This window comes from Streptomyces sp. NPDC102283, from assembly GCF_044766265.1.
Taxonomy (GTDB): domain Bacteria; phylum Actinomycetota; class Actinomycetes; order Streptomycetales; family Streptomycetaceae; genus Streptomyces.
Genome location: NZ_JBIWLQ010000006.1, coordinates 37,904 through 62,443, shown reverse-complemented (window position 1 = coordinate 62,443; position 24,540 = coordinate 37,904). Strand labels below are relative to the sequence as shown.

The 24,540-nt window shown below is 73.6% G+C and carries 12 protein-coding genes and 1 pseudogene; 5 read left to right on the top strand and 8 right to left on the bottom strand.

What is annotated here, in order from left to right; all coding sequences use genetic code 11:
- From ACIRJT_RS13815 to ACIRJT_RS13800, 4 genes and pseudogenes are all read right to left on the bottom strand, one after another.
- A pseudogene (locus ACIRJT_RS13815) lies at window positions 1-207 on the bottom strand (hypothetical protein); the annotation flags it as partial.
- Window positions 208-537: 330 nt separating this feature from the next.
- Window positions 538-1,644 carry a peptide chain release factor 2 gene (gene prfB / locus ACIRJT_RS13810; RefSeq protein WP_403908330.1) on the bottom strand — a complete coding sequence of 369 codons (1,107 nt, stop codon included), beginning with the start codon at window positions 1,642-1,644 and terminating at the stop codon, window positions 538-540.
- A 182-nt stretch (window positions 1,645-1,826) separates the two neighbouring features.
- On the bottom strand, window positions 1,827-3,074 hold the full coding sequence (locus tag ACIRJT_RS13805; RefSeq protein ID WP_403908328.1) for a serine/threonine-protein kinase: 1,248 nt from the start codon (window positions 3,072-3,074) through the stop codon (window positions 1,827-1,829).
- 268 nt (window positions 3,075-3,342) lie between these two features.
- Window positions 3,343-5,031 (bottom strand): serine/threonine-protein kinase, encoded by a 1,689-nt coding sequence (locus ACIRJT_RS13800; RefSeq protein WP_403908326.1) that lies wholly within the window; start codon window positions 5,029-5,031, stop codon window positions 3,343-3,345.
- 494 nt (window positions 5,032-5,525) lie between these two features.
- Here ACIRJT_RS13800 and ACIRJT_RS13795 point away from each other — a divergent pair, with 494 nt between their 5' ends.
- The 5 genes from ACIRJT_RS13795 to ACIRJT_RS13775 all read left to right on the top strand — a co-directional run bounded on the left by ACIRJT_RS13795 (window position 5,526) and on the right by ACIRJT_RS13775 (window position 15,870).
- The gene (locus ACIRJT_RS13795; RefSeq protein WP_403908324.1) at window positions 5,526-9,263 is read left to right on the top strand and encodes an FHA domain-containing protein; all 3,738 of its coding nucleotides are present in this window, start codon (window positions 5,526-5,528) and stop codon (window positions 9,261-9,263) included.
- Between the two features lie 345 nt (window positions 9,264-9,608).
- Window positions 9,609-10,973 (top strand): ABC transporter substrate-binding protein, encoded by a 1,365-nt coding sequence (locus ACIRJT_RS13790; RefSeq protein ID WP_403908322.1) that lies wholly within the window; start codon window positions 9,609-9,611, stop codon window positions 10,971-10,973.
- A 106-nt stretch (window positions 10,974-11,079) separates the two neighbouring features.
- Window positions 11,080-12,366, top strand: coding sequence for a carbohydrate ABC transporter permease (locus tag ACIRJT_RS13785; protein WP_403908320.1), 1,287 nt, complete (start codon window positions 11,080-11,082; stop codon window positions 12,364-12,366).
- A gap of 204 nt (window positions 12,367-12,570) precedes the next feature.
- Window positions 12,571-13,452 (top strand): carbohydrate ABC transporter permease, encoded by an 882-nt coding sequence (locus ACIRJT_RS13780; protein ID WP_215101447.1) that lies wholly within the window; start codon window positions 12,571-12,573, stop codon window positions 13,450-13,452.
- A gap of 189 nt (window positions 13,453-13,641) precedes the next feature.
- Window positions 13,642-15,870 (top strand): CDP-glycerol glycerophosphotransferase family protein, encoded by a 2,229-nt coding sequence (locus ACIRJT_RS13775; protein ID WP_403908318.1) that lies wholly within the window; start codon window positions 13,642-13,644, stop codon window positions 15,868-15,870.
- 71 nt (window positions 15,871-15,941) lie between these two features.
- Here ACIRJT_RS13775 and ACIRJT_RS13770 read toward each other — a convergent pair whose 3' ends face one another.
- The 4 genes from ACIRJT_RS13770 to ACIRJT_RS13755 form a co-directional block, all read right to left on the bottom strand.
- Window positions 15,942-17,084, bottom strand: coding sequence for a glycosyltransferase (locus tag ACIRJT_RS13770; protein ID WP_403908316.1), 1,143 nt, complete (start codon window positions 17,082-17,084; stop codon window positions 15,942-15,944).
- Window positions 17,081-19,969 (bottom strand): CDP-glycerol glycerophosphotransferase family protein, encoded by a 2,889-nt coding sequence (locus tag ACIRJT_RS13765; RefSeq protein ID WP_403908314.1) that lies wholly within the window; start codon window positions 19,967-19,969, stop codon window positions 17,081-17,083. The genes ACIRJT_RS13770 and ACIRJT_RS13765 overlap by 4 nt, the downstream gene beginning before the upstream one ends.
- Complete coding sequence (locus ACIRJT_RS13760) at window positions 19,966-23,409, bottom strand: CDP-glycerol glycerophosphotransferase family protein (RefSeq protein ID WP_403908312.1); 3,444 nt, start codon at window positions 23,407-23,409, stop codon at window positions 19,966-19,968. The genes ACIRJT_RS13765 and ACIRJT_RS13760 overlap by 4 nt, the downstream gene beginning before the upstream one ends.
- A 256-nt stretch (window positions 23,410-23,665) precedes the next feature.
- The gene (locus ACIRJT_RS13755) at window positions 23,666-24,535 is read right to left on the bottom strand and encodes a TylF/MycF/NovP-related O-methyltransferase (RefSeq protein ID WP_403908310.1); all 870 of its coding nucleotides are present in this window, start codon (window positions 24,533-24,535) and stop codon (window positions 23,666-23,668) included.
- Between the last annotated feature and the right edge of the window lie 5 nt (window positions 24,536-24,540).

Sequence of the window (24,540 nt, the reverse complement as noted above, 5' to 3'; positions counted from 1 at the left end):
GGTGGTCTCACCTGCGGCGCCGCCGACGTCGACGCCGCCGATCGGGTCGTCGTCCAACGGACCCGTCTGGACCTCGACCTCGGCACCGCCGGTGTCGACGCCGATACCGATCGCCTGCGCCGCGCCGGCCGCGGTCAGCGAGGCACCCGCGGCGATGACCGCGCCAGCGGCGATCCGCGCGACGCGAATACGCGTCTTCTTCGTCATGTGTTGCTACCCCCAGTAGCCGATCTCGTCAGTGGAGCAGCCATATGTGGGTCGCGGCCCTGCGGGGAATCGCTCTCGGCAAGGCCACGTCGTGTCGTGGTCACCCCGCCAGCCCCCCGGTTCACACCCGTCCCGGACATACGCATGCTGCTCTAGCACCCTGGCCAGAGTTAAGGATTACGTCAAGGCCGTTCCGTGCACTAGGCACCCTTATGGGGGTTCTTGACGGCTATTCGGAAGCCGGACCGTAACGCATCGGGCACAGGTTCTCCGCAACGGATGAAAGCCCGGACAGTCGCCTGTCCGGGCCCGACATCCGTACCGCAGAGGCTACTTCTCGCTCTGCTTGCGCCAGCGGATGCCGGCTTCGACGAAGCCGTCGATCTCGCCGTTGAAGACCGCCTCGGGGTTGCCCATCTCGAACTCCGTACGCAGGTCCTTGACCATCTGGTACGGGTGCAGGACGTACGAACGCATCTGGTTGCCCCAGGAGTTGCCGCCGTCGCCCTTGAGCGCGTTCATCTTCGCCTGCTCCTCCTGGCGGCGGCGCTCGAGGAGCTTCGCCTGGAGGACGTTCATCGCGGACGCCTTGTTCTGGATCTGCGAGCGCTCGTTCTGACAGGAGACGACGATGCCGGTGGACAGGTGGGTCAGCCGGACCGCGGAGTCCGTGGTGTTGACGCCCTGTCCGCCGGGGCCCGAGGAGCGGTACACGTCCACGCGCAGCTCGGACTCGTCGATCTCGATGTGGTCGGTCTGCTCGACGACCGGGAGCACCTCGACGCCCGCGAAGGACGTCTGGCGGCGGCCCTGGTTGTCGAAGGGTGAGATGCGGACCAGGCGGTGGGTGCCCTGCTCGACGGAGAGCGTGCCGTAGGCGTACGGGACCTGGACGGCGAAGGTGGTCGACTTGATGCCGGCCTCTTCCGCGTACGCGGTCTCGTAGACCTCGGTCTTGTAGTTGTGCCGCTCGGCCCAGCGGATGTACATGCGCTGGAGCTTCTCCGCGAAGTCGGCGGCGTCGACGCCGCCGGCCTCGGCCCGGATGGTCACCAGGGCCTCGCGCGCGTCGTACTCGCCGGAGAGGAGGGTGCGGACCTCCATCTCGTCCAGCGCCTTCTTCACCGACTCCAGCTCGGTCTCGGCCTCCGCCTGGGCGTCGGCGTCGCCCTCGTCCGCGGCGAGCTCGAAGAGGACTTCGAGGTCGTCGATGCGGCCGCGCAGGGTCTCGGCCTTGCGGACCTCGGCCTGGAGGTGGGAAAGCTTGCTGGTGATCTTCTGGGCCGCCTCCGGGTCGTCCCACAGGGACGGCGCCGCTGCCTGCTCCTCGAGCGCGGCGATGTCCGCCCTCAGCGCATCCAGGTCCAGGACGGCCTCGATCGACCCCATGGTCGAGGAGAGGGACTTCAGCTCTTCGGAAATATCGACGACTGCCACGGGTCCAGCGTAACGGCTGGGCGGATGAAGCTGGCCCCCGCCCGGAAACCGGTTGCCGGTACGGCTCCGGGCGAGGGTTCCCGACGGTTCCGCGACGAGGGCTTCCGGCGTCCCTGTCACGGGGTCTCCGGGGCCGGCCCACGGGTTCCCCGGGGCGGGGCTATGGGGTCGCGAGGGCGGGGCTACGGGGTCGCCGGGGCCGAGTTCTCGCTGTCCTGGGGCGCCGGGCCCCCGTCTCCGTCGTCGGCGGCCAGCCAGCCGCCGATCGCGACGGCCGCGCAGAGGGCGAGGGCGGCGACACCGAGGGTGATGCGGCGCTTGCGGACGGCCGCCGCCTTGTTGCGGGCCGAGCCGGGCCGGGGCCTGCCCGGGGCGCGGGGCGCACGGGCCGTCCCGAGGGGGCCGCCCGCCAGCTCGTCCGGGGCGGGGACGCGCATGCTCGTGTGGGTGTCCCGGTTGGAGTCGGGAGCGGAGCCGGGCACCAGCGGGACCGCGCCACGACGGCGGGGCTCCTCGGCGGCCGGGGTGTACTGCTGCTCGTCGTAGGCGGCGGGCTGCTGGTCGTTCTCCTCCGGGCCCGGCTCGTCCACTTCCAGCGGCGGTATCCCCGCCAGCAGGGGCAGTAGGTCGCGCAGCCGTACGGCCAGCTCCGAGGCGCGCAGCCGGGAGGCGGGTGCCTTGGCCAGGCACTGGACCAGGAGTTGCCAGAGCTCCTCGGGGATGCCGGGGAGCGGGACGACGGTCTCGGTGACGTGGCGGCGCAGGACCGCGCCGGGGTGGCCCCCGCCGAAGGGCGTGAATCCGGCGAGCAGCTCGTAGAGCACGGTCGCCAGGGCGTAGATGTCGACGGCGGCGCGCGGCGGGAGGCCTTCGACGATCTCGGGGGCCAGGTAGTCCGGCGTACCGATGATCTTCGTGGCCTTGGTGCGGCGCGGGGTGTCGATCAGCTTGGCGACGCCGAAGTCGGTGAGCAGGGCCGGGTGCGCGCCACCGGGGCCGAGCGGGCCCTCCATGTCGAGCAGGATGTTCTCCGGCTTGACGTCCCGGTGGACGATCTGGGCCTTGTGCGCGGCGGCGAGCCCGTCGGCGACGTCCGCGATGATCGCGACGGCGGCCTCGGGGGCGAGACGGCGTTCGCGGTCCAGCCGGGTGCGCAGGTCGGTGCCGCGTACGAGTGTCATGACCAGGGCCAGGTCGTTGCCGTCCACGACGAGGTCCCGGACGGCGACCACGTGCGGGTGGTCGAGTCCGAGCAGGGCGGTGCGCTCCTGCACGAAGCGGCCCACGAGCTCCTGGTCGGACGCGAGGTCCTCACGGAGCAGCTTGATGGCGACCGGGCCCTCGGGCCCTTCGCCGAGCCATACCGTGCCGGCGCTGCCGCGCCCCAGGATCTGGTGGGCCGTGTACCGGCTGCCGATATTCCGTGCCAAGACTGCTCCCTCAGCGGCTGGCGGTGGACCCCCGATCGACAAAGCTACGCGGCGTTCGGGGTGTCACGTGCCCTGGATGGCGCCGACCTTCACTTCTCCGGGCCAAATAGGCCCGGAGAAGTCGACAAAGGGACAGAGTTACGGGTCGGACGTCGCCCGACCGATACGGGCAGCGCGCGCCCGACCCGTGCGCGACGGACGGCGTCCGGCCGTCGTGAGTCGGGTGCCGCCCGACCGTGGTGAGTCGGGCGGCGCAGGGCGTTTCGGGTCAGGCCCCGCCCGAGCTGCCCGTGCTGTCGCCGAGCTCGGAGATCCAGCCGGTGACCGTGCCGATCGCGTCGCCGATCGCCTCCCAGTAGCCCTTGCCCTGGGCGACCCATTCCTGGAGCGGGGTCAGCTCCCAGATGAGCCAGCCGGCGACGATCAGGAGCACCACGGTGAACAGGCAGCCCTTGAGGCAGCCGAGTCCGGGGATGCGCATCGGGTTGGCGCCGCGCTGCCTCGGCGGACGCGGCTCCCGCGGCGGGCGCGCGGCCGGCTGCTGGGGCTGTTGCGGCTGCGGGGGCGCGTACTGCTGCCGTTGGGGCTGCTGCGGCTGCTGGTACCGCTGTGGCTGATGCTGCTGATGTTGCTGTTGCTGCTGGTGTTGCGGCGGGTACTGCTGGTGCTGCGGTGGCGGCTGACGGCGCTGGGGCGGCTGCTGCTGGTGCGGCTGCTGCGGCGGCTGCTGGCGCTGCGGGCGGCGGCGCAGCGGGTCCTGGCTCGGGTCGAGGTACTGGACCTGGGTCTGTTCGTTGCGGTCGCGGGCCGCCTGGAGCTGCGACTGCCAGGGGTGCGGGCCGTCCGGCTGCGGCGGCCCGTCGGGGCGCTGCGGCACGGGTGGCATGACGGACGTCGGGTCGGCGTGGCCGCCGGGGCCGCCCTGGCTCCCGGGTCCGGACTGCGGGAGCACGCTGGTGGCGGCGGCGGGGTCGAAGGAGCCCGCGTTGCTCGGCAGCACCTGCGTGGGGTCGGCGGCGCCCGGGGTTTCCGGGACCGCGGTGGGCGCCGGGTCGGGGGCGAGCAGGGCGCCCACCCCGTCGGCGGCGGCGATCTGGGCGGAGTTGGCGTGGACGCCGATGCCCGAGGCGACCGTACGCAGACCGCGGGCCAGGTTCTCGGCGCTGGGCCGCCGGTCGGGGTCCTTGCTCAGGCAGCGCTCTATGACCGTCCACAGCGGGGCCGGGACGTTGGAGGGGCGGCGGGGCTCCTCGCTGAGGTGCCGGTGCAGGACTTCGAGGGCGGTGCCCCCGGCGAACGGCGGGCGGCCGGTGACCAGCTCGTACAGCAGGATGCCCGCGCCGTAGATGTCGACGGCGGAGGTCTGCGGGCGGCCCTCGGCGGACTCCGGCGCCACGTAGGCGGGCGTGCCGACGAACTCGTGGGTCCGGGTCAGGCCCGGGGAGTCGGCCAGGCGCGCGATGCCGAAGTCGGTGAGCATCGGGTGCATCTGGCCGTCGCGCTCGTCGACGAGCACGTTGGCCGGCTTGAGGTCGCGGTGGACGACGCCGTCGGCGTGGCTGGCGGCGAGCGCGTCCGCGATCTGCGCGGTGAGCAGGGAAGCGGCGACCGGGGTGAGCGGGCCGTTCTCGCGGAGGTAGCGGTGCAGGTCGGGGCCGTCGATCAGGTCCATCACCAGGGCGAGGAGATCGCCCTCGACGACGAGGTCCCGGGTGCGCACGATGTTGGGGTGCGTGAGCCGCAGCAGGACGGAGCGCTCCCGCAGGAACCGCATCACGACATCGGCGTCGTTGGCCAGCTCCTCCTTGAGGACCTTGATGGCCACGGTCTCGCCGGGCTGACCCGCGACGGCTGCCTCGGCGCCCGCGGTCTCCCGCTGGCGGGCTCGCCAGACGGTGCCCGTGGCGCCGCGTCCGAGCGGCTCCTCGAGCAGGTACTTGCTGCCTACCGGCCGCACGTCATGCGCTCCCTGCTGATCGTGGTGCTTGCGGTCCCCCAGGGGTCTTGTTCGCTCCCTGGGCCCGCCCGAATGTTCCGGCCCACTGTAGTGCCGCCGAACGGGGCACCGGGGGCTCACGTTTCGGGGGAAGACGCGCGGACCGGGTGGAAGGTTGCCGCACGGCTGATCACAGGCCGGTCGGACGTTCGGTCACGGGTGCGGATTTCCGTCCGGCATCCGGCGAGCAGCTGCCGGGAAACCCCTCCGAGCGGCGGGATCCGGACGCAAGCAGGCACTTTTGCGCCCACAGCCGACCATTCAAGATCATTTAAAGGTGACCGCCGGGCGTGTTGTCAGCGGCAGGTGCGAGGATGCGTCCAGCACGGATCTGCGAGGTCGGAGTCTCGCGGTGCGTGACGACCTGTACGGACGACGTGTCCGTGCCGGGTGGGGGGAACCACAGGGCGTTTCCCCTGCCGGGCACCCCCGCGCAGAAGGGACCGCTGACGGCGATGCAGATCCGGCTGACCGTCCTCGCGCCGCGCAGCGGCCAGACCTCGGCGCGCACCTGCGACGTGCTCGTCACCGCGCCCGCCGGGACGGCGCTGGCCGCCGTCGCCTCCCAGCTGGCCGCCGCCGTGTCGGGGCCCGAGAGCTCCCAGGGCGGCGGGGCCATCGTGCTCTTCGCCGGACGGGAGCGGCTGGACGGGCACCGCGTCGCGCTGGGCGAACCGCCCCTGGTGGACGGCGCGGTCCTCTCGCTCCAGCTCCCCGGCGACGACGAGGCGACGGACGACCCCGTTCCGGCCCAGCTCCACGTGGTGGCGGGCCCTGACGCGGGCGGCGTCCACCTGCTGCACGGCGGGCAGATCCGGATCGGCCGCTCCGCCGACGCGGACGTTCCGCTCGACGACCCGGACGTCTCCCGGCTGCACTGCGCGGTGACGGTCTCCGACGACGGCCGGGTCTCGGTCGCCGACCTCGGTTCGACGAACGGCACCTCGCTGGACGGCGTCGAGGTGCGCGAGCGGCCGGTCCGCCTCGCCCCCGGCGCGCTGCTGCGGCTCGGCGAGTCGGCCCTCCGTCTCACGGCGGGCTCCCGTCCGACGAAGCTGCCGACCGCCCCGGACGGCGAGGGGCACCTGCGGGTGGCCCGCGCCGAGGGGGGCTCTCCCGCCCCGGGCCACGGCTCCGGCGCGCCTCTTCCCACGCACACCCCCGACCACGGCGGCCAGGGCCACGCCCACGGTTACGGCGCACCGGCCTCCCCGTTCCCCTCTTCCGCCGCTTCCACGGCGCCCTCCGGGCCCTACGGCGGCGGCTCCGGAGCCCCGGGTTCCTCCTCCGACGAGGCCTCCTGGCCGGAGCACGCCGAGGCCGGGCCCGCCGCGTATCCGGGACGCGGCACCCACGCCCGCGGCGAGGAGGTCGCCGACACCCCGGCGCCCCGGCGGGGCATAGGAGCATGGGCGAGGCGACTCAAGGGCGGCGCGAGGGCCGAGCAGTCGGCGGGCACGGAGACCGGCGCCGGGCGGCGTGGCGAGGCGTACGACGCCCCCCGCGCCCCGGACGGTCCGGGCGGCCCGACGACCTATGGATCAGCCGCGTACGGATCAGCGACGTCCGCATCCGGCGCGTACGGCTCCGTGGCGGGGTCCGACGACTTCCCGGGCGGTTCCCACGATCCGTACGGCGGCCCGTCGGGTGCCGGGCACCTCGCCTCCCCGGCCTCCCCCGGCTCCCCCTTCTCGGCGCTGCCCTCCGCACCCGAGGGCACCTGGCCGGATCCGGCCGCCGTGCTGCTGACCGCGCTCGGCCCCGGCCCCCGGCTCTGGGAGCGTCACCCGGGGCACCCGGAGGCGCTGGTGGTGCGGCTCGGTACGACCGACCGGGCCGAGGTGCCCGCCGTGCCGGTGACCGTGGGGCTGCGGGAGGCCGGTTCGCTGGGGCTCGCCGGTCCGCGCGCCCGGCTGGCGGGTCTTGCCCGCGCGACGGTGGCGCAGCTCGCCGCGCTGCACTCCCCGTTCGATCTGGAGATCGTCCTCATCAGCACGGACCGCTCCCGCCCGCTGGAGGAGAGGCGGCGCGAGTGGTCCTGGCTGGGGTGGCTGCCGCATCTGCGCCCGGCCCACGGGCAGGACTGCCGGCTGCTCCTCGCGTACGACCGTGAGCAGGCTGCCGCCCGTACGGCCGAGCTGGTGCGCCGCCTGGACGAGGGCCCCCTCGGTCCCGGCTGGCCGCACCTGGACCGGGCCTCGGTGGCCGAGGCGGCCCGCGCCCACACGGGTCCGCACACGGTGGTCGTCCTGGACGGCGACCCCGGTACGGCGATGCTGCGCGAGACCACGGCGCGGCTGGCCGGGGCGGGCGCGGCGGCCGGGATCCATCTGATCTGCCTGGCCGAGACCCCGTCCGCCTCCCCCACCTCACCGGTGGCCGCGACGTACGAGGCGGCCTGCCGGGCCTCCATCGCCTTCCGGGAGTGCGGGGCCGTCGCGATGCTGAGCGGGGACGTCGCCACGGCGCTGCGCCTGTTGCGCACGGCGGGCGGGCAGGCCGCGGGGCACGGGACGGTGGCCGCGGTGGACGCGGTGTCGGCGGCCTGGGCCGAGCGGTTCGGGCGGGCCCTGGCGCCCCTGCGTGAGGAGGGCTCGGTCGCGCTGGCGGGCCGCCCGACGACCGCGGCGCTGCCGCCGTCCGCCCGGCTGCTGGACGAGCTGGGCCTGGCCCGCGCCACGCCGGCCTCGCTGATGGCCCGCTGGGCGTCCACGGCGGAGGCCCAGCCCGGCGCCTCGGCCCCCCGGCCCGCCGCCCCGGCCCGCTCGGAGCCGGACAGCCCCAATTCCGGGCGCACCCTCAGCGCGGGCCCGCGCGTCGGCCCGCAGCGCACCGCCGCCTCCTCCTCCGACCGCGACTCCGGGCGCACTCCCTACCCGGCCGCGGGCGCCCCCGACCCGGACCGCACTCCGTACCCACCCCTGGACGCCCGCGACTCCGGGCGCACGCCGTACCGGAAGCACCGCTCCGACCCCGACCGGCCGCCCTATCCACCTCTGGACACGCACGACTCCGGGCGCACGCCGTATCCGGGCTCCCAGCGTTCCGGGACGGGGCAGGCGGCCGGGTCCGGGGAGCGGGCCGACGCCGCCGCGGTGGCGTCCGTCGCCTGCGGGGCCGCGCCCCCTCCCGGCGCCACCCGCACCGGCCGCCCGGTCCTCGTCCTCGGGGCGGGCCCCCGGGGCCCCCTGAGCGTCGATCTCGCCGACGAGGGGCCGCACCTGCTGATCGAGGGGCCGCCGGGCAGCGGCCGCACCGAGCTGCTCCGGGCCGTCGCCGCCTCGCTCGCCTCCGCGGCCCGGCCCGACCGGCTCGGCATCCTGCTCGTCGACGGCTCCGGCGGCGAGCACGGGGAGCGCGGCGAAGGCCTGCTCCCCTGTACGGAGCTGCCGCATGTCTTCACGCACCTCGTGGCATGCGACCCGGTCCGGATGCGGGAGTTCGCGCAGGCCCTGGGCGGCGAGCTGAAGCGGCGCGCCGAGCTGCTCGGCGACCTGGACTTCGCCGCCTGGCACGAACGGCACGCCCCGCAGGAGGCCCCGCCCCGCATCGTGGGACAGCGACCGCCGAGCGGCGCCGAGCGGCGCGGCGATCTGGACTCCCCGGCCAGCGGCACCCTGCGGCTGCGCCCCGCCGCCCGGTCCGGGGACCCCGGCCCCTCCCCGCTGCCCCGCCTCGTCGTCCTCGCCGACGACTTCGACGCGCTGGTCGCCCCGGCGCTCGGCAGTCCCGGCCGGCCCGCCGCCGGCTCGGTGGTGCGGGCGCTGGAGGCCGTCGCCCGGGACGGCGGGCGACTCGGGGTGCACCTGGTCGCCACCTCCGCACGCCCTGACCGCACCGAGGACACCGAGCTGGCCCGTGGCGCCCGGCTGCGCATCGTGCTGGACGCCCCGGTGCTGCCGCCGTCCCCGGACGAGCCGGCCCCCGGCCGGGGCAGGCTGGGGCATCCGGACGGCCGGGTGACACCGTTCCAGGGGGGCCGGGTGACCGGCCGCATCCCGCGTACGGCGACGCTGCGGCCCACCGTCGTCCCGCTGGAGTGGGAGCGGATGGGCGATCCGCCGACCCGGCGCCCGGTCCGGGAGCTGGGCAACGGGCCGACCGACCTGGCGCTGCTCGCCAGTGCGCTGGAGCGCGCGGCCCGTTCGGTGAACGCCGAGCGGCTGCCGGCGCTGATGCCGTTCCCTGCCTGACGCGACCACCGGCTCCGATGCCCTTCCCGGCCTGACGCGACCACCGGCTCCGGGCGTTCCACGGCCTGACGCGGACCCGGCACCGACGCGTTCCGCGGCCTGACGCGACCACCGGGGCGACCCGTTGCCGCCCTTGGCCCGGCCACCGTCTCGACCCGCTCCTACCCTGCCCCGGGAAGGCTTCCGACATGCCCTGACATGACGTCACGAGGCGATCACGATCAGCCCGTTGGGGCCTCCGGCGGTATTGCGGGGGCAGTGCGCCGGGCGTAGGACTGTGCGCACGGACGACGTGGTCCGGGCATGCGGACGTGGCCGGACGCGTACAGAAGAGACGGGGCAGGAATGGGCACAACCTTCTCGATACGCAGGGCCGCAGTCGTGTTCGCGGCGGTCGGCGCTCTGGCGCTCACCGGCTGCGGAGGCGACGGAGACGGCAAGAAGAAGACGGACGACGGCTCCGACAAGGGCACGGACAGCGCGTCCACGGTGAACCTGCCGAAGCTGGACGGGGAGAAGATCTCCGTCGCCGCGGTCTGGACCGGACCCGAGCAGGCGAACTTCACCAAGGTGCTGGAAGAGTTCGAGAAGCGCACGGGTGCGAGCGTCACCTTCGTCCCGGCGCAGGACCCGATCATCAACTTCCTGGGCACCAAGATCGCGGGCCAGCAGCCGCCGGACGTGGCGATGATCCCGCAGGTCGGCGCCATCCAACAGGCGGCGGCGAAGAAGTGGGCCAAGCCGGTCGGCGCCGAGGCGAAGGCTCAGCTCGACAAGAACTACGCGAAGGTCTGGCAGGACCTCGGCGCGGTGGACGGCACCCAGTACGGCGTGTACTTCAAGGCCGCCAACAAGTCCCTGATCTGGTACAACGCCGCCGCTTTCGACAACGCGGGGGCGAGCGAGCCGAAGACCTGGAAGGACTTCCTGACGACCGCGGAGACCATCTCCGCCTCCGGCGTCACGCCGGTCTCGGTGGGCGGCGCGGACGGCTGGACCCTGACCGACTGGTTCGAGAACGTCTACCTCTCCCAGGCGGGGCCGGAGAAGTACGACCAGCTGGCGAAGCACGAGATCCCGTGGACCGACCCGTCGGTCAAGGACGCGCTGACCACGCTGGCCGGGCTGTGGGGGAAGCCGGAGCTGATCGCGGGCGGCGCGGACGGGGCGCTCCAGACGGAGTTCCCGGCCTCGGTGACCCAGACGTTCACCGGGGGCGACCAGCCCAAGGGCGCGATGGTCTTCGAGGGCGACTTCGTCTCCATCAACATCGCGCAGACCGAGGCGAAGATCGGGACGGACGCCAAGGTCTTCCCGTTCCCGGCGGTCGGCGCGGACTCCCCCGTGGTGACCGGCGGCGACGCGGCGGTGGCGCTGAAGGACACCAAGGGCGCGCAGGCGCTGCTGACCTGGCTGGCGTCCTCGGACGCGGCGAAGATCTGGGCCGAGGCGGGCGGGTTCATCTCCCCGAACAAGGGCCTGGACCTGAAGGCATACCCGAACGACGTGCAGCGCACGATGGCCCAGGCGCTGATCGACGCCGGTGACGACGTCCGGTTCGACATGTCCGACCAGGCCCCGCAGTCGTTCGGCGGGACGCCGGGGAAGGGCGAGTGGAAGATCCTCCAGGACTTCCTGAAGAACCCGAAGGACATCGCGGGGACCCAGAAACAGCTGGAGTCCGAAGCGGTCAAGGCGTACAAGAGCTGACGCCGTGACGACAGCGACCGCGGGGGGCGCCGGTTCGGCGCCCCCCGCCGACGACACGCATCCCCGTCCGTCCCCGCCCCCGGATCCGAAGAGGTCCCGCCGGAGCGTGACCGGCACCCGCAGGGTCATCGCGGCCGCGTTCCTGCTGCCCGCGCTGGTGCTGCTCGGTGCGCTGGTGCTCTATCCGATCGGTTACTCGGTCTACCGGTCGTTCTTCGACCAGGCAGGTACGGGCTTCGCCGGGTTCGACAACTACAAGGCGCTGTTCACCGACGCCACCATCGTCACCGCGGTGAAGAACAACGCGATCTGGGTGGTCTTCGCCCCGACGGTCGCCACCGCGCTCGGGCTGATCTTCGCGGTGCTGACCGAGCGGATCCGCTGGGGCACCGCGTTCAAGCTGATCGTCTTCATGCCGATGGCGATCTCGATGCTGGCGGCCGGCATCATCTTCCGGCTGGTGTACGACCAGGCTCCCGAGCGGGGTGTGGCCAACGCGGTGGCGGTGGGCGTGCACGACACGTTCAACCAGTCCTCCGTCTTCCCGAAGGCGCGCCCGCTGCCCGTGCACCCGCTGGAGAAGGGCGACGGCGGGGCGTATCTGTCCAAGGAGCCGGTCCGGGCGGACCAGCCGCTGCGGGTGCCGCTGGTCGGCGTGGCCCCGGCGAACATGCCGGGCGACGCGCGGCCGGCGAAGGCGGCCCCGGCGGGTTCCGGGGACGAGATCACCGGCACGGCCTGGCTGGACTTCACGCGGGGCGGCGGCGGGAAGCCGAATGTCGTCGACCCGAAGGAGTTGGGCCTGAAGGGCCTGAAGGTCGAGGCGGTGAAGGACGGGAAGGTCGTCGCCACGGCCACGGCCGGAGCGGACGGCGTGTTCACCCTGCCCGCCTCGGCGGACGGGGCCCAACTGCGCCTGCCCGCAGACAACTTCCGCGAGCCGTACAACGGCGTCGACTGGCTCGGACCGTCCCTCGTGACGCCCGGGATCATCGGCAGCTACGTCTGGATGTGGGCCGGGTTCGCGATGGTGCTGATCGCGGCGGGCCTGGCCGGTCTGCCGCGTGAGCTCCTGGAGGCCGCCCGGGTGGACGGCGCCAACGAGTGGCAGGTGTTCCGCCGGATCACGGTGCCGATGCTGGCGCCGGTGCTCGCGGTGGTCCTGGTGACGCTGATGATCAACGTGCTGAAGGTCTTCGACCTGGTGTTCATCATCGCGCCGGGCTCCTCGCAGGACGACGCGAACGTGCTGGCGCTCCAGCTGTACAGATCCTCGTTCGGCACGGACGCGGACCTGGGGATCGGGAGCGCGATCGCGGTGCTCCTGCTGCTGCTGGTGATCCCGGTGATGCTGTTCAACATCCGCCGGATCCGGAAGGAGGGACGCCGATGACGGGCCACGCCCGCCCCGCGCCGCCTCCCTCCCGGGGGTCCGGGGGTCGCCCCCCGGGAGAACACAGCAACATCCGCCGGATCCGGAAGGAGGGACGCCGATGACGGGCCACGCCCACCCCGCGCCGCCTCCCTCCCGGGGGTCCGGGGGTCGCCCCCCGGGAGAACACAGCAACATCCGCCGGATCCGGAAGGAGGGACGCCGATGAGCGCACCCGACGCATCGATCAAGGCCAAGCAGTCCCTCGGCGCCCGGATCGCCGCCCGCGCCGGCGGCGGGGTGATGCGGGTCTTCCTGATCCTGGTCGCCCTGTTCTGGCTGATGCCCACGATCGGTCTGCTGCTGTCCTCGCTGCGCGGGCCGCAGGACATCGCGGCGACCGGCTGGTGGAAGGTCTTCACCGCCCCGTCGGAGATGACCTTCGACAACTACCAGCGGCTGCTGGACAACTCGACGATCACCGGCTCACTCGTCAGCACGATCATGATCACCGTGCCCTCCACGGTGCTGGTGGTGGTGATCGGCTCACTGGCCGGATACGCCTTCGCGTGGATGGAGTTCCCCGGCCGCGACTGGTGGTTCCTGCTGGTCGTCGGGTTGCTGGTGGTGCCGGTGCAGGTGGCGCTGATCCCGGTCTCCGAGCTGTTCGGCACCATCGGGATCTTCGAGACGACGCTCGGGGTCGTGCTGTTCCACACGGCGTTCGGCCTGCCGTTCGCGATCTTCCTGCTGCGGAACTTCTTCGCGGAGATCCCCCGCGAGCTGCTGGAGGCCGCCCGGCTCGACGGGGCGGGCGAGATCCGGCTGTTCACCCGGGTCGTGATGCCGCTGGGCGGTCCGGCGATCGCCTCGCTCGGGATCTTCCAGTTCCTGTGGGTGTGGAACGACATGCTGGTCGCGCTGATCTTCGCGGACTCCGAGTCGCCGCCGATCACCGTGGCGCTCCAGCAGCAGGTACGCCAGTTCGGCAACAACATCGACGTGCTGGCGCCCGGCGCGTTCGTGTCGATGGTGATCCCGCTGGCGGTGTTCTTCGCCTTCCAGCGGCAGTTCGTGTCCGGCGTGATGGCGGGCGCCGTCAAGTAGCCCTGGCCACACGGCCGTACGTCCCCGAAGGCGTACGGCTGTACGTCAACCCGAAGCGGCTCGGTTCCCCGGAATCGGGCCGCTTCGCCGTCCGCGTCCCCCGATTGCCGCGTCCGGCGTAACCCTGTCATTCCATCCGACGTTTGCGGTCTGCCTGGTTCCCGCGAACGATCGACCCATGGATGTGTAGTGCCCCGGTTCTCCGTCATCGTGCCCGCATTCCGGGTCCAGGCGTATCTGCACGCGTGTCTGGATTCCGTGCTGGCCCAGTCCTTCAAGGACTACGAGATCGTCGTGGTCGACGACTGCTCCCCCGACGCCTGTGGGCCGATCGCCGACGAGTACGCCCGCCGGGACCCTCGTGTCACCGCACTGCACCTGCCCCGCAACACCGGCCTGGGTCCGGCCCGCAACGCCGGAATGGGCCGGGCGTCCGGCGACTACCTGATCTTCCTCGACGGTGACGACACCCTGCTGCCGGACGCGCTCCAGACCATCGCCGACCGGATCGACGCGACCGGCGAGCCCGACGTCCTGATGTACGACTACGCCCGCACGTACTGGACGGGCCGCAGCGTGCGCAACGTCCTGGCCGCCCACCTCGACGAGGGCGGGCCCGACCGCTTCCGGCTCACCGACCGCCCCGAGCTGCTGCAACTCCTCATGGTCGTCTGGAACAAGGCGTACCGCCGCGCGTTCATCGAGGCCGAGGAGTTCACCTTCCCGCCCGGCTACTACGAGGACACCCCCTGGACCTACCCGGTGCTGATGTCGGCCGGGTCGATCGCGGTGCTGGACGCCGTCTGCGTCTCCTACCGGCAGCGGCGGCGCGGCAACATCCTCTCCACCACCAGCGAGAGGCACTTCGACGTCTTCGACCAGTACGACCGGGTGTTCGCGTTCATCGACGCGCGCCCCGAACTCGCGCTGTGGCGGCCGGTGATGTTCCGCCGGATGCTGGACCACTTCTCGGCGCTGTTCGCCTCCCGGGACCGGCTGCCGCACCACAGCCGTGCGGCCTTCTTCCGCCGGGCGGCCGCGTCCTGCCGCCGCTACCGCAGCCCCGGCGCCCCGGTCCCCCGCCGTGCGCTGCTGCGGCACGGCCTGTTGCGTCTCGGCGCGCGGCGCACCTACCAAGCGCTGTCGGGGGCCCAGCGCCTCGGCGGCCGGCTGCGCCGGGGGTCGGCGGCCGTGCGCCGGGCGGTGCGGGGCACCGCGCTGCGGGCGCACTACCGGATCCAGTTGCGGCTGCCGCTGCGCTCCCGGGACGCGCTGTTCGCCGCCCGGGGCGGGGGCGGGTACACGGGCAGCCCGGCGGCGATCGAGGCGAAGGTCCGCGAGCTGGTCCCGCGGGTGCGGACCGCCTGGATCTGCCGGCCCGTCGACGCCCACACCGTGCCGACCGGCGCCCGGCACCTCGCGCCCGGCACCTTCGCCCACTGGACGGCGCTGGCCCGCTCCGCGTACCTGGTGAACGACTCCGCCTTCGACCGCGGGCTGGTCAAGCGCCGGGGCCAGGTCCTGCTCCAGACGCACGAGGGCACGCCGCTGCGGACCGTGGGCACCGATCTGCTGGACCGGCCCGCCGCCGCCCGGGGCACCGACTTCGAGCAGCTGCTGCGCTCGGTGGACACCTGGGACTTCTCCCTCTCGGCGAACCCGCACTCCACCCTCGTGCGGGAGAGGGCCTATCCGTCCGCGTACACGACGCTGGAGTACGGTTCGCCGCGCAACGACGTGTACCACCGCACCGGTCCGGCCGACGTGGCGCGACTGCGCGAGACGCTGGGGATCCCGGCGGGCAGCACGGCGCTGCTGTACGCCCCGACGCACCGCGACTACCGGCGGGTCCAACGGCCCGCCCTGGACCTGGAGCGGCTGGTCCGGGTCCTGGGCCCGCAGTTCGTGGTCCTGGCCCGGGCGCCGCACCCCGCGGGCCCCGGCGGCCTCCGGGCGCCGCACCCCCGGATCATCGACGTCAGCGGGCACCGGTCCGTGGAGACGGTGGCGCTCGCGTCGGACGCGCTGATCACGGACTACGCCTCGCTGATGTTCGACTACGTCAACCTGGACCGCCCGGTGGTGCTGCACCTCGCCGACATCGAGGCGTACGAGGCGGCCCGGGGCACGTACTTCGACATCACGGCGTTCCCGCCCGGCATCGTGGCCCGGGGCCAGGACGAGCTGTTCGACATCTTCGCCACGGACCACTGGCGGGGCTCCCGCTCGGCGCAGCTGCGGGCCGCGTTCCGGGCCCGGTTCTGTCCGTACGACGACGGGTACGCCGCCGAGCGGGTGGTGCGGCGGGTCTTCCTCGGGGAGACGGGCGGGCTGCCGCTGCCGGTGCCGTCCGCCGCGCGCCGGACGCCCGCGGCCCTTCCGGCGCAGGACGGGGCCGGGGCGGGCGTCAAGGGCTGACCCCGGCCCGTCGGCTCAACGCGTACTCCGCACATGCTTAAGGGCGCGCTCAACGCGTACTCCGCAGGTGCTCAGCGTTCCAGGAACGCGAACAGCTCCTCCCAGCGGCGCAGGGTCTCCGGCTCGGAGAACCGCTGGACGCCGGACCGGGCCCGTGCGCCCATCGCGTCGCGCAACCGGGGGTTGCCGGTGAGCCGCAGCAGCCGGTCGGCGAGGGCGGCGACGTCTCCGGCGGGCGCCAGGAGGCCGTCCTCGCCGTCGCGGACGATCTCCCGCACCCCGGGCGCGCAGTCGAAGGCGGCGCAGGGCACACCGCTCGCCATCGCCTCCAGCAGGGCCAGCGGGAAGCCCTCGCCCCGGGAGGACTGGACGAAGACGGAGGCCTCGGCGAGGGCCCGCTCCACGTCGTCGGTGCGGCCCATCCACTCCACACAGCCGTCGAGGCCCAGGCTCGTGCACTGCTCCTTCAGCGCTGCCTCGTCCTCGCCGGCCCCGTAGACGCGCAGCCGCCAGTCGGGGCGGGCCGGGGCGACCAGGGCCCAGGTGTCCAGCAGCAGGTCGATGCCCTTCTGGTCGCTGAGCCGGCCGATGCTGGCGACGGTCCTCGCGGTGCGCGGGGAGGGCACGGCGGGGAGGCGGGAGAGGGCGTTCGGCAGGAAGCCGACGTTGTTCATGCCGTCCCCGGCCCACTGGTCGGCGTCCTCCTCGGTGAGGACGAGCCAGTGGTCGAGGTCCTTGTAGTGGTTCTTGATCCAGCGGTAGCGGTGGCTCGCGCGGGAGTAGCCGTAGGACTCGTGGCTCATCCCGATGACCCGCAGCCCGGTGGTGTCGGCCTCCCCGACCCATTCCATCGCCCAGACCTGGGTGACGATGACGACCGCGCCGGGGCGGGCGGTCGCGAAGGTCTCCGAGAGCCGGGCGACCGCCCGCTTCTTGGCGGCGACCCGGGCCGCCTCCCTGCGCCGGGTGGGAATGCGGAAGCGGTCACGGACGCCGTGGGGCGTCCAGGGGGTCGGGGGGTGGGCGGGGTAGAGGGCGGTGACGGGGTGGGCGGGCTGTGCGGGCAGCGCCATCTTGAGGTCGGCGGCGTGGATGCCGATGGCGTGGACCCGGTGCCCCTGGCCGGCGAGGAGGCGGGCGGTCTGGTGCATCCAGCCGGTGACGCCGCCGAGTTCGTCGGTGCTGTTGGAGACGATGAAGATGTCGCGGCTCATCGGCCGGCCCCCCGGTCGTGGTCGAGGTCGATGGTGTGACGGGCGCCCCGGGAGGATCCGGGGGCGAAGACGGCGGCGACGGTCCTGCGGGCGGCGTCGCCCCGGTCGTAGCCCCCGAACTGCCGTGTGAAAGCCCGGCGTCGGTCGGCGTACCGGGTTTCGGACCTCTTCAGTTCCGTGAGGGTCGCGAACAGCTCCTCCTGCGTCTCGGTCACCGGCCCGGGGGCCTTCTCCCGCAGGTCGAAGTAGCTGCCGCGCTCGGCCGCGTACGCCTCCAGGTCGGGGGCGTACAGCACGACGGGCCGGTCGAGGAGGGCGAAGTCGAACATGATGGAGGAGTAGTCCGTGATCAACACATCGGTGAGGGCGAGGAGTTCACTGACGTCGTGGTGGCGCGAGACGTCGACCACGGTGCCGGGCGGGCAGATCGGCAGCCGGGCGGACTCCAGGTAGTGGGCCCGGACGAGCAGGGTGTGGGTGTCGCCGAACCGCTTCGCGAACTCCCGTACGTCCAGCAGAAGTCGGGTTCTGCGCTGTTTTCCGGGGCCGCCCCGGAACGTGGGGGCGTACAGCACGGTCTTCTTGTGGTCGTCGAGCCCGAGCACCCCGGCGAGCGGGGGGCGCGGCAGCCGCCCCTCGGTCTCGGCCCGGTCGCGCTCCGCGATCAGGGCGTCGTTGCGCGGGTAGCCGGTGCGCAGGAGCCGTTCCTCGGGCAGCCGGTAGGCGCGGGCGAGGGTGTTCACGTCGTGCCCGGAGCGGACGAGGAAGTGGTCGAAGCGGTCCACGGCCCGCTGGAGCCGTTCGCGCCGGGGGGCGCTCAGGAGGCGTACGCGGGTCTCGTCGAAACCCATCCGTTTGTACGCGGAGCCGTGCCAGGTCTGGAGGTACGTGGTGTGCCGGGGCTTGTGCAGCTGCTGCGGGAAACCCTGGTTGTCGACCCAGAATTCGGCGCGGGCCAGCGCCCACAGATAGCGCCAGGACCAGCGGCGTACGAGGCGGGCGTCGGCCGGGAAGCCGGCCGGGGAGGGGTCGTAGGACCAGGTGGCGTGGAGTTTCAGGCCCTGGCGGCGGATCTCCTCGTACAGGGCGCGCGGGCTGTCCCCGTAGTTGGTGCCCATGTGGCTTTCGAGGACGACGGAGCCCCGGCGGACGGGGAGCCGGGTGAGCCAGGTGTTGTAGACGGGGACCTTGAAGCCCCGGGAGCGGTAGCGCTCCAGGCGCCCCCGCAGGGACCGGGCGAGGTGTTTCGCCTTGCGGGCGGGCCGGAAGCGGGTGGCGTAGCGGACCAGGCGGTGGGCGGTGCGGGCCGGGCGGCGGCGGGCGGTCAGCCGGAGCGCGAAGTGGTCCTTGAGCGTGATGTAGGGCTCCCAGGTGTCCCCGGCGAGCCGCCCGAGCCGGGGCCGGGCGGCGAACCGCAGGGCCTCGTCCACCTGGTCCTGCGGGGCGAACAGGTCGCTGACGGACCGGGGCCCGTCGGGGCCCCCCGCGGTCACCGTGAGCCGCGCGTCCCACGCCGTGTCGCGGGCGCCGAACGGGCGCAGGCGGCGCGCGACGTCGGCCCGCGCGCGCCAGGTGATCCCGTTGCCGTCGCGCCGGACCTCCTCGACCGGGAACGCGACGGCGCGCGCCCCGCCCCGGGCCCGGAACTCCAAGGTCGCGGCGAGAGGGGCATCGGGGGCCGGGCCGCCGTGGCCGGGCAGCACGAGGCGGCCCTCCAGCAGCAGGCGGCCCCGCTCGGCGGTGGCGCGGGTGAGCCGGTTCATCAGCCGCGCGTCGCCGAACGCGCGGTACTGGTGGCCGAGTTCGGTGACATCGACGCCGGGCCCCTCCGGCTCTTCGCCGCCCCAGGCCACCCGGCCGTCCGCGCCCGTCGTCAGCGGCGCGCACACGGTGGCGGGCCTGCTCAGCGCGTACGCCGCGGCGAGGACCCCTTCGGCGTCGCCCCGGGCCAGCAGGCTCACGGCGACCCGCTCCAGCGGCGGCAGGCCCGGCAGGCCGTCCCGGAAGGAGCCGGTCAGCGCGCGGGCGGCGGCCGCGGCGACCCGGGCGCGGCGGGCGGCGGGCAGGCGGGGGAAGGACCGGGCGAGCGGGACCAGGTGGTCGCGGGCGAACGCCGTCTCCCGTTCCTCGCGCAGCTCGGACAGTCCGTGCGCGAGGAGGGTGTTGGCGACCCGGCGGTGGGCCTCGACCAGGGCGGCGAGGTCGCGGGCCCGGTCGGGGACGGCCCGGCCGGTCACGATCAGCCGCCGGACCAGGGCGATCCGGCCGACCGCGGCGGCGGCGAGCGGGCCGAAGAGGATCTCGCCGTGCGTCAGGTCCTCCTCGTACCGCAGCCCGTGCCGTCTGGCGGCCTCTCGGCGCAGACAGAACCCGGTCACCAGGGCGTCCCTGGCGACGAGTTCGGGGGCGTCGGTGAAGCGGGCGAGGGTGCGGGAGCGGGCGTACAGCTCGCCCTGCCAGGACGGCTCCCGCTCCTTGCCGCCCTCGTCCGCGACCCGGCTCCAGCGGCCGGCGATCAGGTCGGCGCGGCTTCTCTCGCCCGCCTGCCAGAGATTGCGGCAGGCGTGCTTCTGGAGGCGTTCGCCGGTGGCGAGGACCAGGACGTACCGGCCGTCCGCCGCGTCCAGGCCCGCGTTGCGCAGGGCCCCGGTGGTGCGGACGGCCGGGTCGGCGTGGAGGAGGCGGACCCGCCCGGGGGCCCGGTCGGCGAGGGCGCGGGCGGCGGTGCGGACGGCCGGGGCGGCGGTGGAGGCGAGGACCACGACGGCCTCGGCTCCGCGCAGCGACTGGCCGAGGACGGACCCCACCGAGGCGCGCAGGGCGTCGGCGCCTCCGGGACCCTCGCCGTCCCCGCTGGCGGTGATCACACAGCTGAAATCACTCATGCCTGCTCCCCCTTGAGCATCCGGTCGACGACCCCGGCGGCGGCGGTCCCGTCGTCGAGGTCGCAGAACGCCTCCCGGAACCGCTCGTACGCCTCCCGGTGCCCGGCGGTGGTGGCCTCCGGGTCGCGCAGGGCCGCCACGATCCCGGCGGAGTCGGGGATGAGGGGTCCGGGGGCGCGCTGTTCGAAGTCGAAGCAGAAGCCGCGCAGGGTGTCGCGGTAGTGGGCCAGGTCGTGGGTGTGGAAGAGCATCGGGCGGCCGGTCTGCGCGAAGTCGAACATGATCGAGGAGTAGTCGGTGACCAGGACGTCGCTGATCAGCAGCAGTTCGGCGACGTCCGGGTGGCGGGAGACGTCCTTGACGAAGGCGGTGTCGGGGACGCTGCCACCGACGAGGTAGTGGCGGCGGACCAGCAGGACATGGTCCTCACCGAGGCTCTCCCGCGCCCGTTCCAGGTCGAGTTGGAGGTCGAAGCCGTGGCGCCCGCCCTGCCGTGGGCGGTCCTCGCGCCAGGTGGGGGCGTACAGGATCACGCGCCGCTGCTCGGGGAGCGCGAGCCGTTCGCGTACGGCGGCGGCGGTCCGATCCCGGTCGGGGGCGTGGAGCAGGTCGTTGCGCGGGTAGCCGCACTCCAGGACCTCGCCCGAGTAGCCGAAGGCTCGGCGCATGACGGGGGTGGAGAAGCTGTTCGGGGAGACGAGCACGCTCCACTGGGCGGACCGGCGTTCCATGGACGCCATGTACGCGGCGTCGGCGTGCGGGGCGCCCGCGAGGTCGCGGCCGATGCGTTTGAGCGGGGTGCCGTGCCAGGTCTGGACGACGCACTGGCCCTCGGCCCGCTCGAACCACTCGGGCAGGTGCGTGTTGGTGACGATCCACCGGCTGCGGGCGAGTGCCTCGTACCAGTCGGCGCTGTGCAGGGCGACGGGACGGACGCCTTCGGGCACGGCGGCCTGCTGGTCGCGCACCACCCACAGGTGCTCGATGTCCCGCCCCCGGGAAGCGAGTTCGCGGTGGACGGCGCGGGGCGAGTCGGAGTACTGGCGGCCGTCGAAGCTGGAGTAGAGGACGGCGGGGCGCAGCTCGTCGACCGTGGCGGCGCGCAGTCCGGCGTACCGCTCGCACTGGATCCGCTGCCCGTGGGCGCCCCGCTCACCGACGGGGAGGGCGGGGGCCGACTCCAGGACGAGCCGGTCGTGGTGGCGACGCTGGAGGGTGAAGTCCCTGCCGCTCAGGTGCTGTTGCATCGGAAGAATGGCGTGCAGGGGGGTGTTCAGGCGGAGCGGTCGGTAGGCCTCCGGGTCCCGCTCCCCCGGTTCGCGCAGGAAGAGGTACCAGCGCCCCTCGGCGAGGGGCAGTGCCCCGCCGGGTCCCTCGACGGCGGCGGGCGCGATCACGGCCCGGAAGCCGTCGCCGGCGCCCCGCTCCAGGCCGAGGACCACTTCCTCACGGTGGCCGCCGTGCCGCAGGACGAGCTCCCGGAAGTCGCCCGTGGGCTCGGGGAAGGCCCCTTCGAGGACCAGGGCGCCCGACTCCCCCCAGGCGGCGGAGGTGACGACGGGCTGGACGGGCCGGTCGGTGAGCACGAGGTCGCCCGAGGGGTTGGGGGCCGCGTGCAATTCACGGCCGCCGGGCAGTGCGTAGCGTCCGTCCTGGCTGTCGGTCCGGGCGGCCACGGTCAACTGCGTACCTTCGCCTACGAGTTGAACGCCCCAGATGTCGTCCTGTCCCCGGAGGGCGCTGAGCGGGATGTCCGCCGCCCGGGAGCCGAGCGAGCCGCGCAGGGCGAACTCCCGTGTCTCCTTGGAGCGCCATTCGGTGAGCCGGAGGGCGACCGGTCCGGCGTCGCCGAGGATCTTCACCTCCAGCCGCACGGCGCCCTCCACCGCCGACTGCCCGGCCAGGACGGCCTTGACGCGTTCGGTGCGCAGCTCCAGCTTGTTGCCGGAGAGGACGGGGACGATACGGGTCCGCTCGTCGGTGTACGTCACGGCGGGCGGGGCCGGGGTGCCGACGAGCCGCATGGGGCCCCGGCGGAGCCGGCCCGCGCCGACGACGACGGCCTCCAGCTTCCAGGTCGTACGCCCGCCGCTCGCTTTCCCGGCGAGTCCGCGCGGGTCGACGACTGCGGTGAACCCGGCGCGGTCGTAGCGGTGCAGGGAGCGGCCGGAGAGGGCGGTGGCCCCGTCGCCCGGGACCGGGCGGGTCCGCAGGGGGATCAACCGCTTCCCGGAGCGCAGCCAGCCGAGCCGGACCGGGCCGCCCGGGGCGTTCCGTACGTAGGCGTGGCCGGTCAGGTGCAGCAGCCCGTCCCGCCAGACGGCCTCGGTGAGGTGGGCGTGGACGGGCAGGTCGGCGGAGGTCAGTGCGGTGATGGCGGGCGGCAGGGGGTCGCGGACGGCGGGGTGGTGGGCGCGGGGGCGGAACAGCCCGGTGACGTGGAAGGTGTCCCGGTCCTTCTTCTCGTCGGCGAGGAGGGCGAGGAGTTCGGACAGCCGGCGTTCGCGGATGAGCTGCCACTTGACCCGCAGATGCAGGGGCAGTCCGGCGAGGACGGTGGGCTCGACGGTGGCGGCGAACGCGCCCGCGTGCTTCAGGAACGCCTCGTGGAACTCCGCGTCGCCGCCCCCGAGCGCCTCGATGAACAGCCACAGGTCGCCGGAGAGCGCGTGGGCGTCGTAGCGGCGCTTGGCCTCGGCCAGTTCGGGCCGGGCGGCGAGGAAGCGGCTGACGGTGGTGACGGCGGTGACCCGGTCGCGAATGCCCCGGGGCACGGCCCGCCGGGTGGTGATCGAGCCGTCGCGGTCGCGCCAGTGGTAGACGGGCTCCTCGACGACGTCGACGGACCGGGCCAGGAAGTGGGCCGGCAGGACGACGGCGATGTCCTCGTACAGCACCCCGGTGGGGAACGCGAAGGCGTGCTCGTCCCAGAAGGCGCGCCGGAAGACCTTGTTGCAGGCGATCCGGTCGCCGAGCAGGATCCAGTCCCGGGTGACGTGGGTGGCCCGCCGGGCCTTCTCCATCGGTTTGCGGAACATCGGGGACTGTTCGAGATCGCCGCCGATCCGCAGCCGGAGCACGTTGCCGGTGGCGAAGTCGGAGCCCGAGCCGTCGAGTTCGGCCAGCATCCGGGCGTACGCGCCGGACGGCACGACGTCGTCGCTGTCGACGAACGTCAGGTACTCCGCGCCGGGGTGGGCCTCGCGCACCCCGGCGTTGCGGGCCGCGCCGAGCCCGGCGTTCTCCTGCCGGATCAGCCGGAAGCGCGGGTCGCGGTCCGCGAACTCCCCTGCGAGGGAAGGGCCGTTGTCCGTGGAGCCGTCGTCGACGAGGACGACCTCCAGGTCCGGCATGGTCTGCTCGGCCAGCGAGGACAGGCAGGCACCGAGGTACTCCTCGACGTTGTAGAGGGGGACGACGACGGTGAGACGGGGTGCCATCGCGGCGCACGATCCTTCCGGGCGGACGACATCAGGGGCAATGAGCGTCGGGGGACTTGGGCTTCGGGGCGTGGGGCCCGTCGGGGGCCATGCGGTACAACCCGCGCCGGAAGGACGGGTCACCCGAGGGGGTCCGTTCGGGTGACGCGGAGGGCGGAGTCACGCACCCCGGGGGCGTGCCTGGAGCACGTTCGAGCCCCGTACCGTCAAGGGCACGGGGCTCGATGGTGCTCGGCGCTGCCGTGAAGGGCTCGCGTCAGGGCTTCACGGCGATCCGGCCCTCGTCCATCCGCAGCAGCAGCAGCCGCTCACCGGTCTTGTCGAGGAATTCGTCGACCGCCTGCCGCGATCCCTGCCAGTAGCCGTAGTCGTCGATGAGGAGTACCCCGCCGGGGGCCAACCGGGAGTACAGATGCTCCAGTTCGTGCTTGGTGGAGGCGTACCAGTCGGTGTCCAGGCGCAGGATGGAGATCTGCTCGGGGGCCTGCGCGGGGATCGTGTCCTCGACCCGCCCCTGGACGTAGTGGACGCGCTCCTTCGGGTACGGGACGTGTCCGAAGCCCGCCTTGACGTCCTCCAGCGAGGCGACCGCCCAGATCGGCCGGTCCTTGCCCTGGGCGTCCAGCAGTTCCTGGGCCGGCCGGCCGTCGCGCCGCAGATCCTCGGCGGTGGGCGGGGTCATGCCCTCGTACGTGTCGAAGAGGTACAGGTCGCGCTCGGTCTCGCCGACGGAGAGCAGGGTCCGGGCGCAGGCCTGCATCGACCCGCCGCGCCAGACACCGCACTCGACGATGTCACCGGGGATGTCGTGCCGGGCGATGTGGCGGGTGGCGAGGATGAAGGCGTTGAGCCGCTCCGGTGAGGTCATCGAGTACGGCTTGACCGCGCGGATGATCTCCTTCGCCTCGTCGTCGTAGTCCGCCGGGAAGGCGAGCGCGGGCTTCTTCGCCTCGGGCTTCGGAGCCGTTACGGGGACGGGTGCGGCGGCCGGAGACGGTGCGGGGGCGGTGCGGGCGGCGGGCACCGTGACGCGCCTGAGCTGGTATCCGGTGAGCTGCTGAAGGACGCCGTTGACGGCGTTGCGCCAAGCCATGCCCCGGGACAGTACGCGCGGTTTGCGCCGCATGTCAT

Coding starts and splice junctions, on each gene's coding strand:
- ACIRJT_RS13795 (WP_403908324.1), top strand. CDS start 5,526: ATGCAGATCCGGCTGACCGTCCTCGCGCCGCGCAGCGGCCAGACCTCG.
- ACIRJT_RS13790 (WP_403908322.1), top strand. CDS start 9,609: ATGGGCACAACCTTCTCGATACGCAGGGCCGCAGTCGTGTTCGCGGCG.
- ACIRJT_RS13780 (WP_215101447.1), top strand. CDS start 12,571: ATGAGCGCACCCGACGCATCGATCAAGGCCAAGCAGTCCCTCGGCGCC.
- ACIRJT_RS13770 (WP_403908316.1), bottom strand. CDS start 17,084: ATGAGCCGCGACATCTTCATCGTCTCCAACAGCACCGACGAACTCGGC.
- ACIRJT_RS13765 (WP_403908314.1), bottom strand. CDS start 19,969: ATGAGTGATTTCAGCTGTGTGATCACCGCCAGCGGGGACGGCGAGGGT.
- ACIRJT_RS13760 (WP_403908312.1), bottom strand. CDS start 23,409: ATGGCACCCCGTCTCACCGTCGTCGTCCCCCTCTACAACGTCGAGGAG.
- ACIRJT_RS13755 (WP_403908310.1), bottom strand. CDS start 24,535: ATGCGGCGCAAACCGCGCGTACTGTCCCGGGGCATGGCTTGGCGCAAC.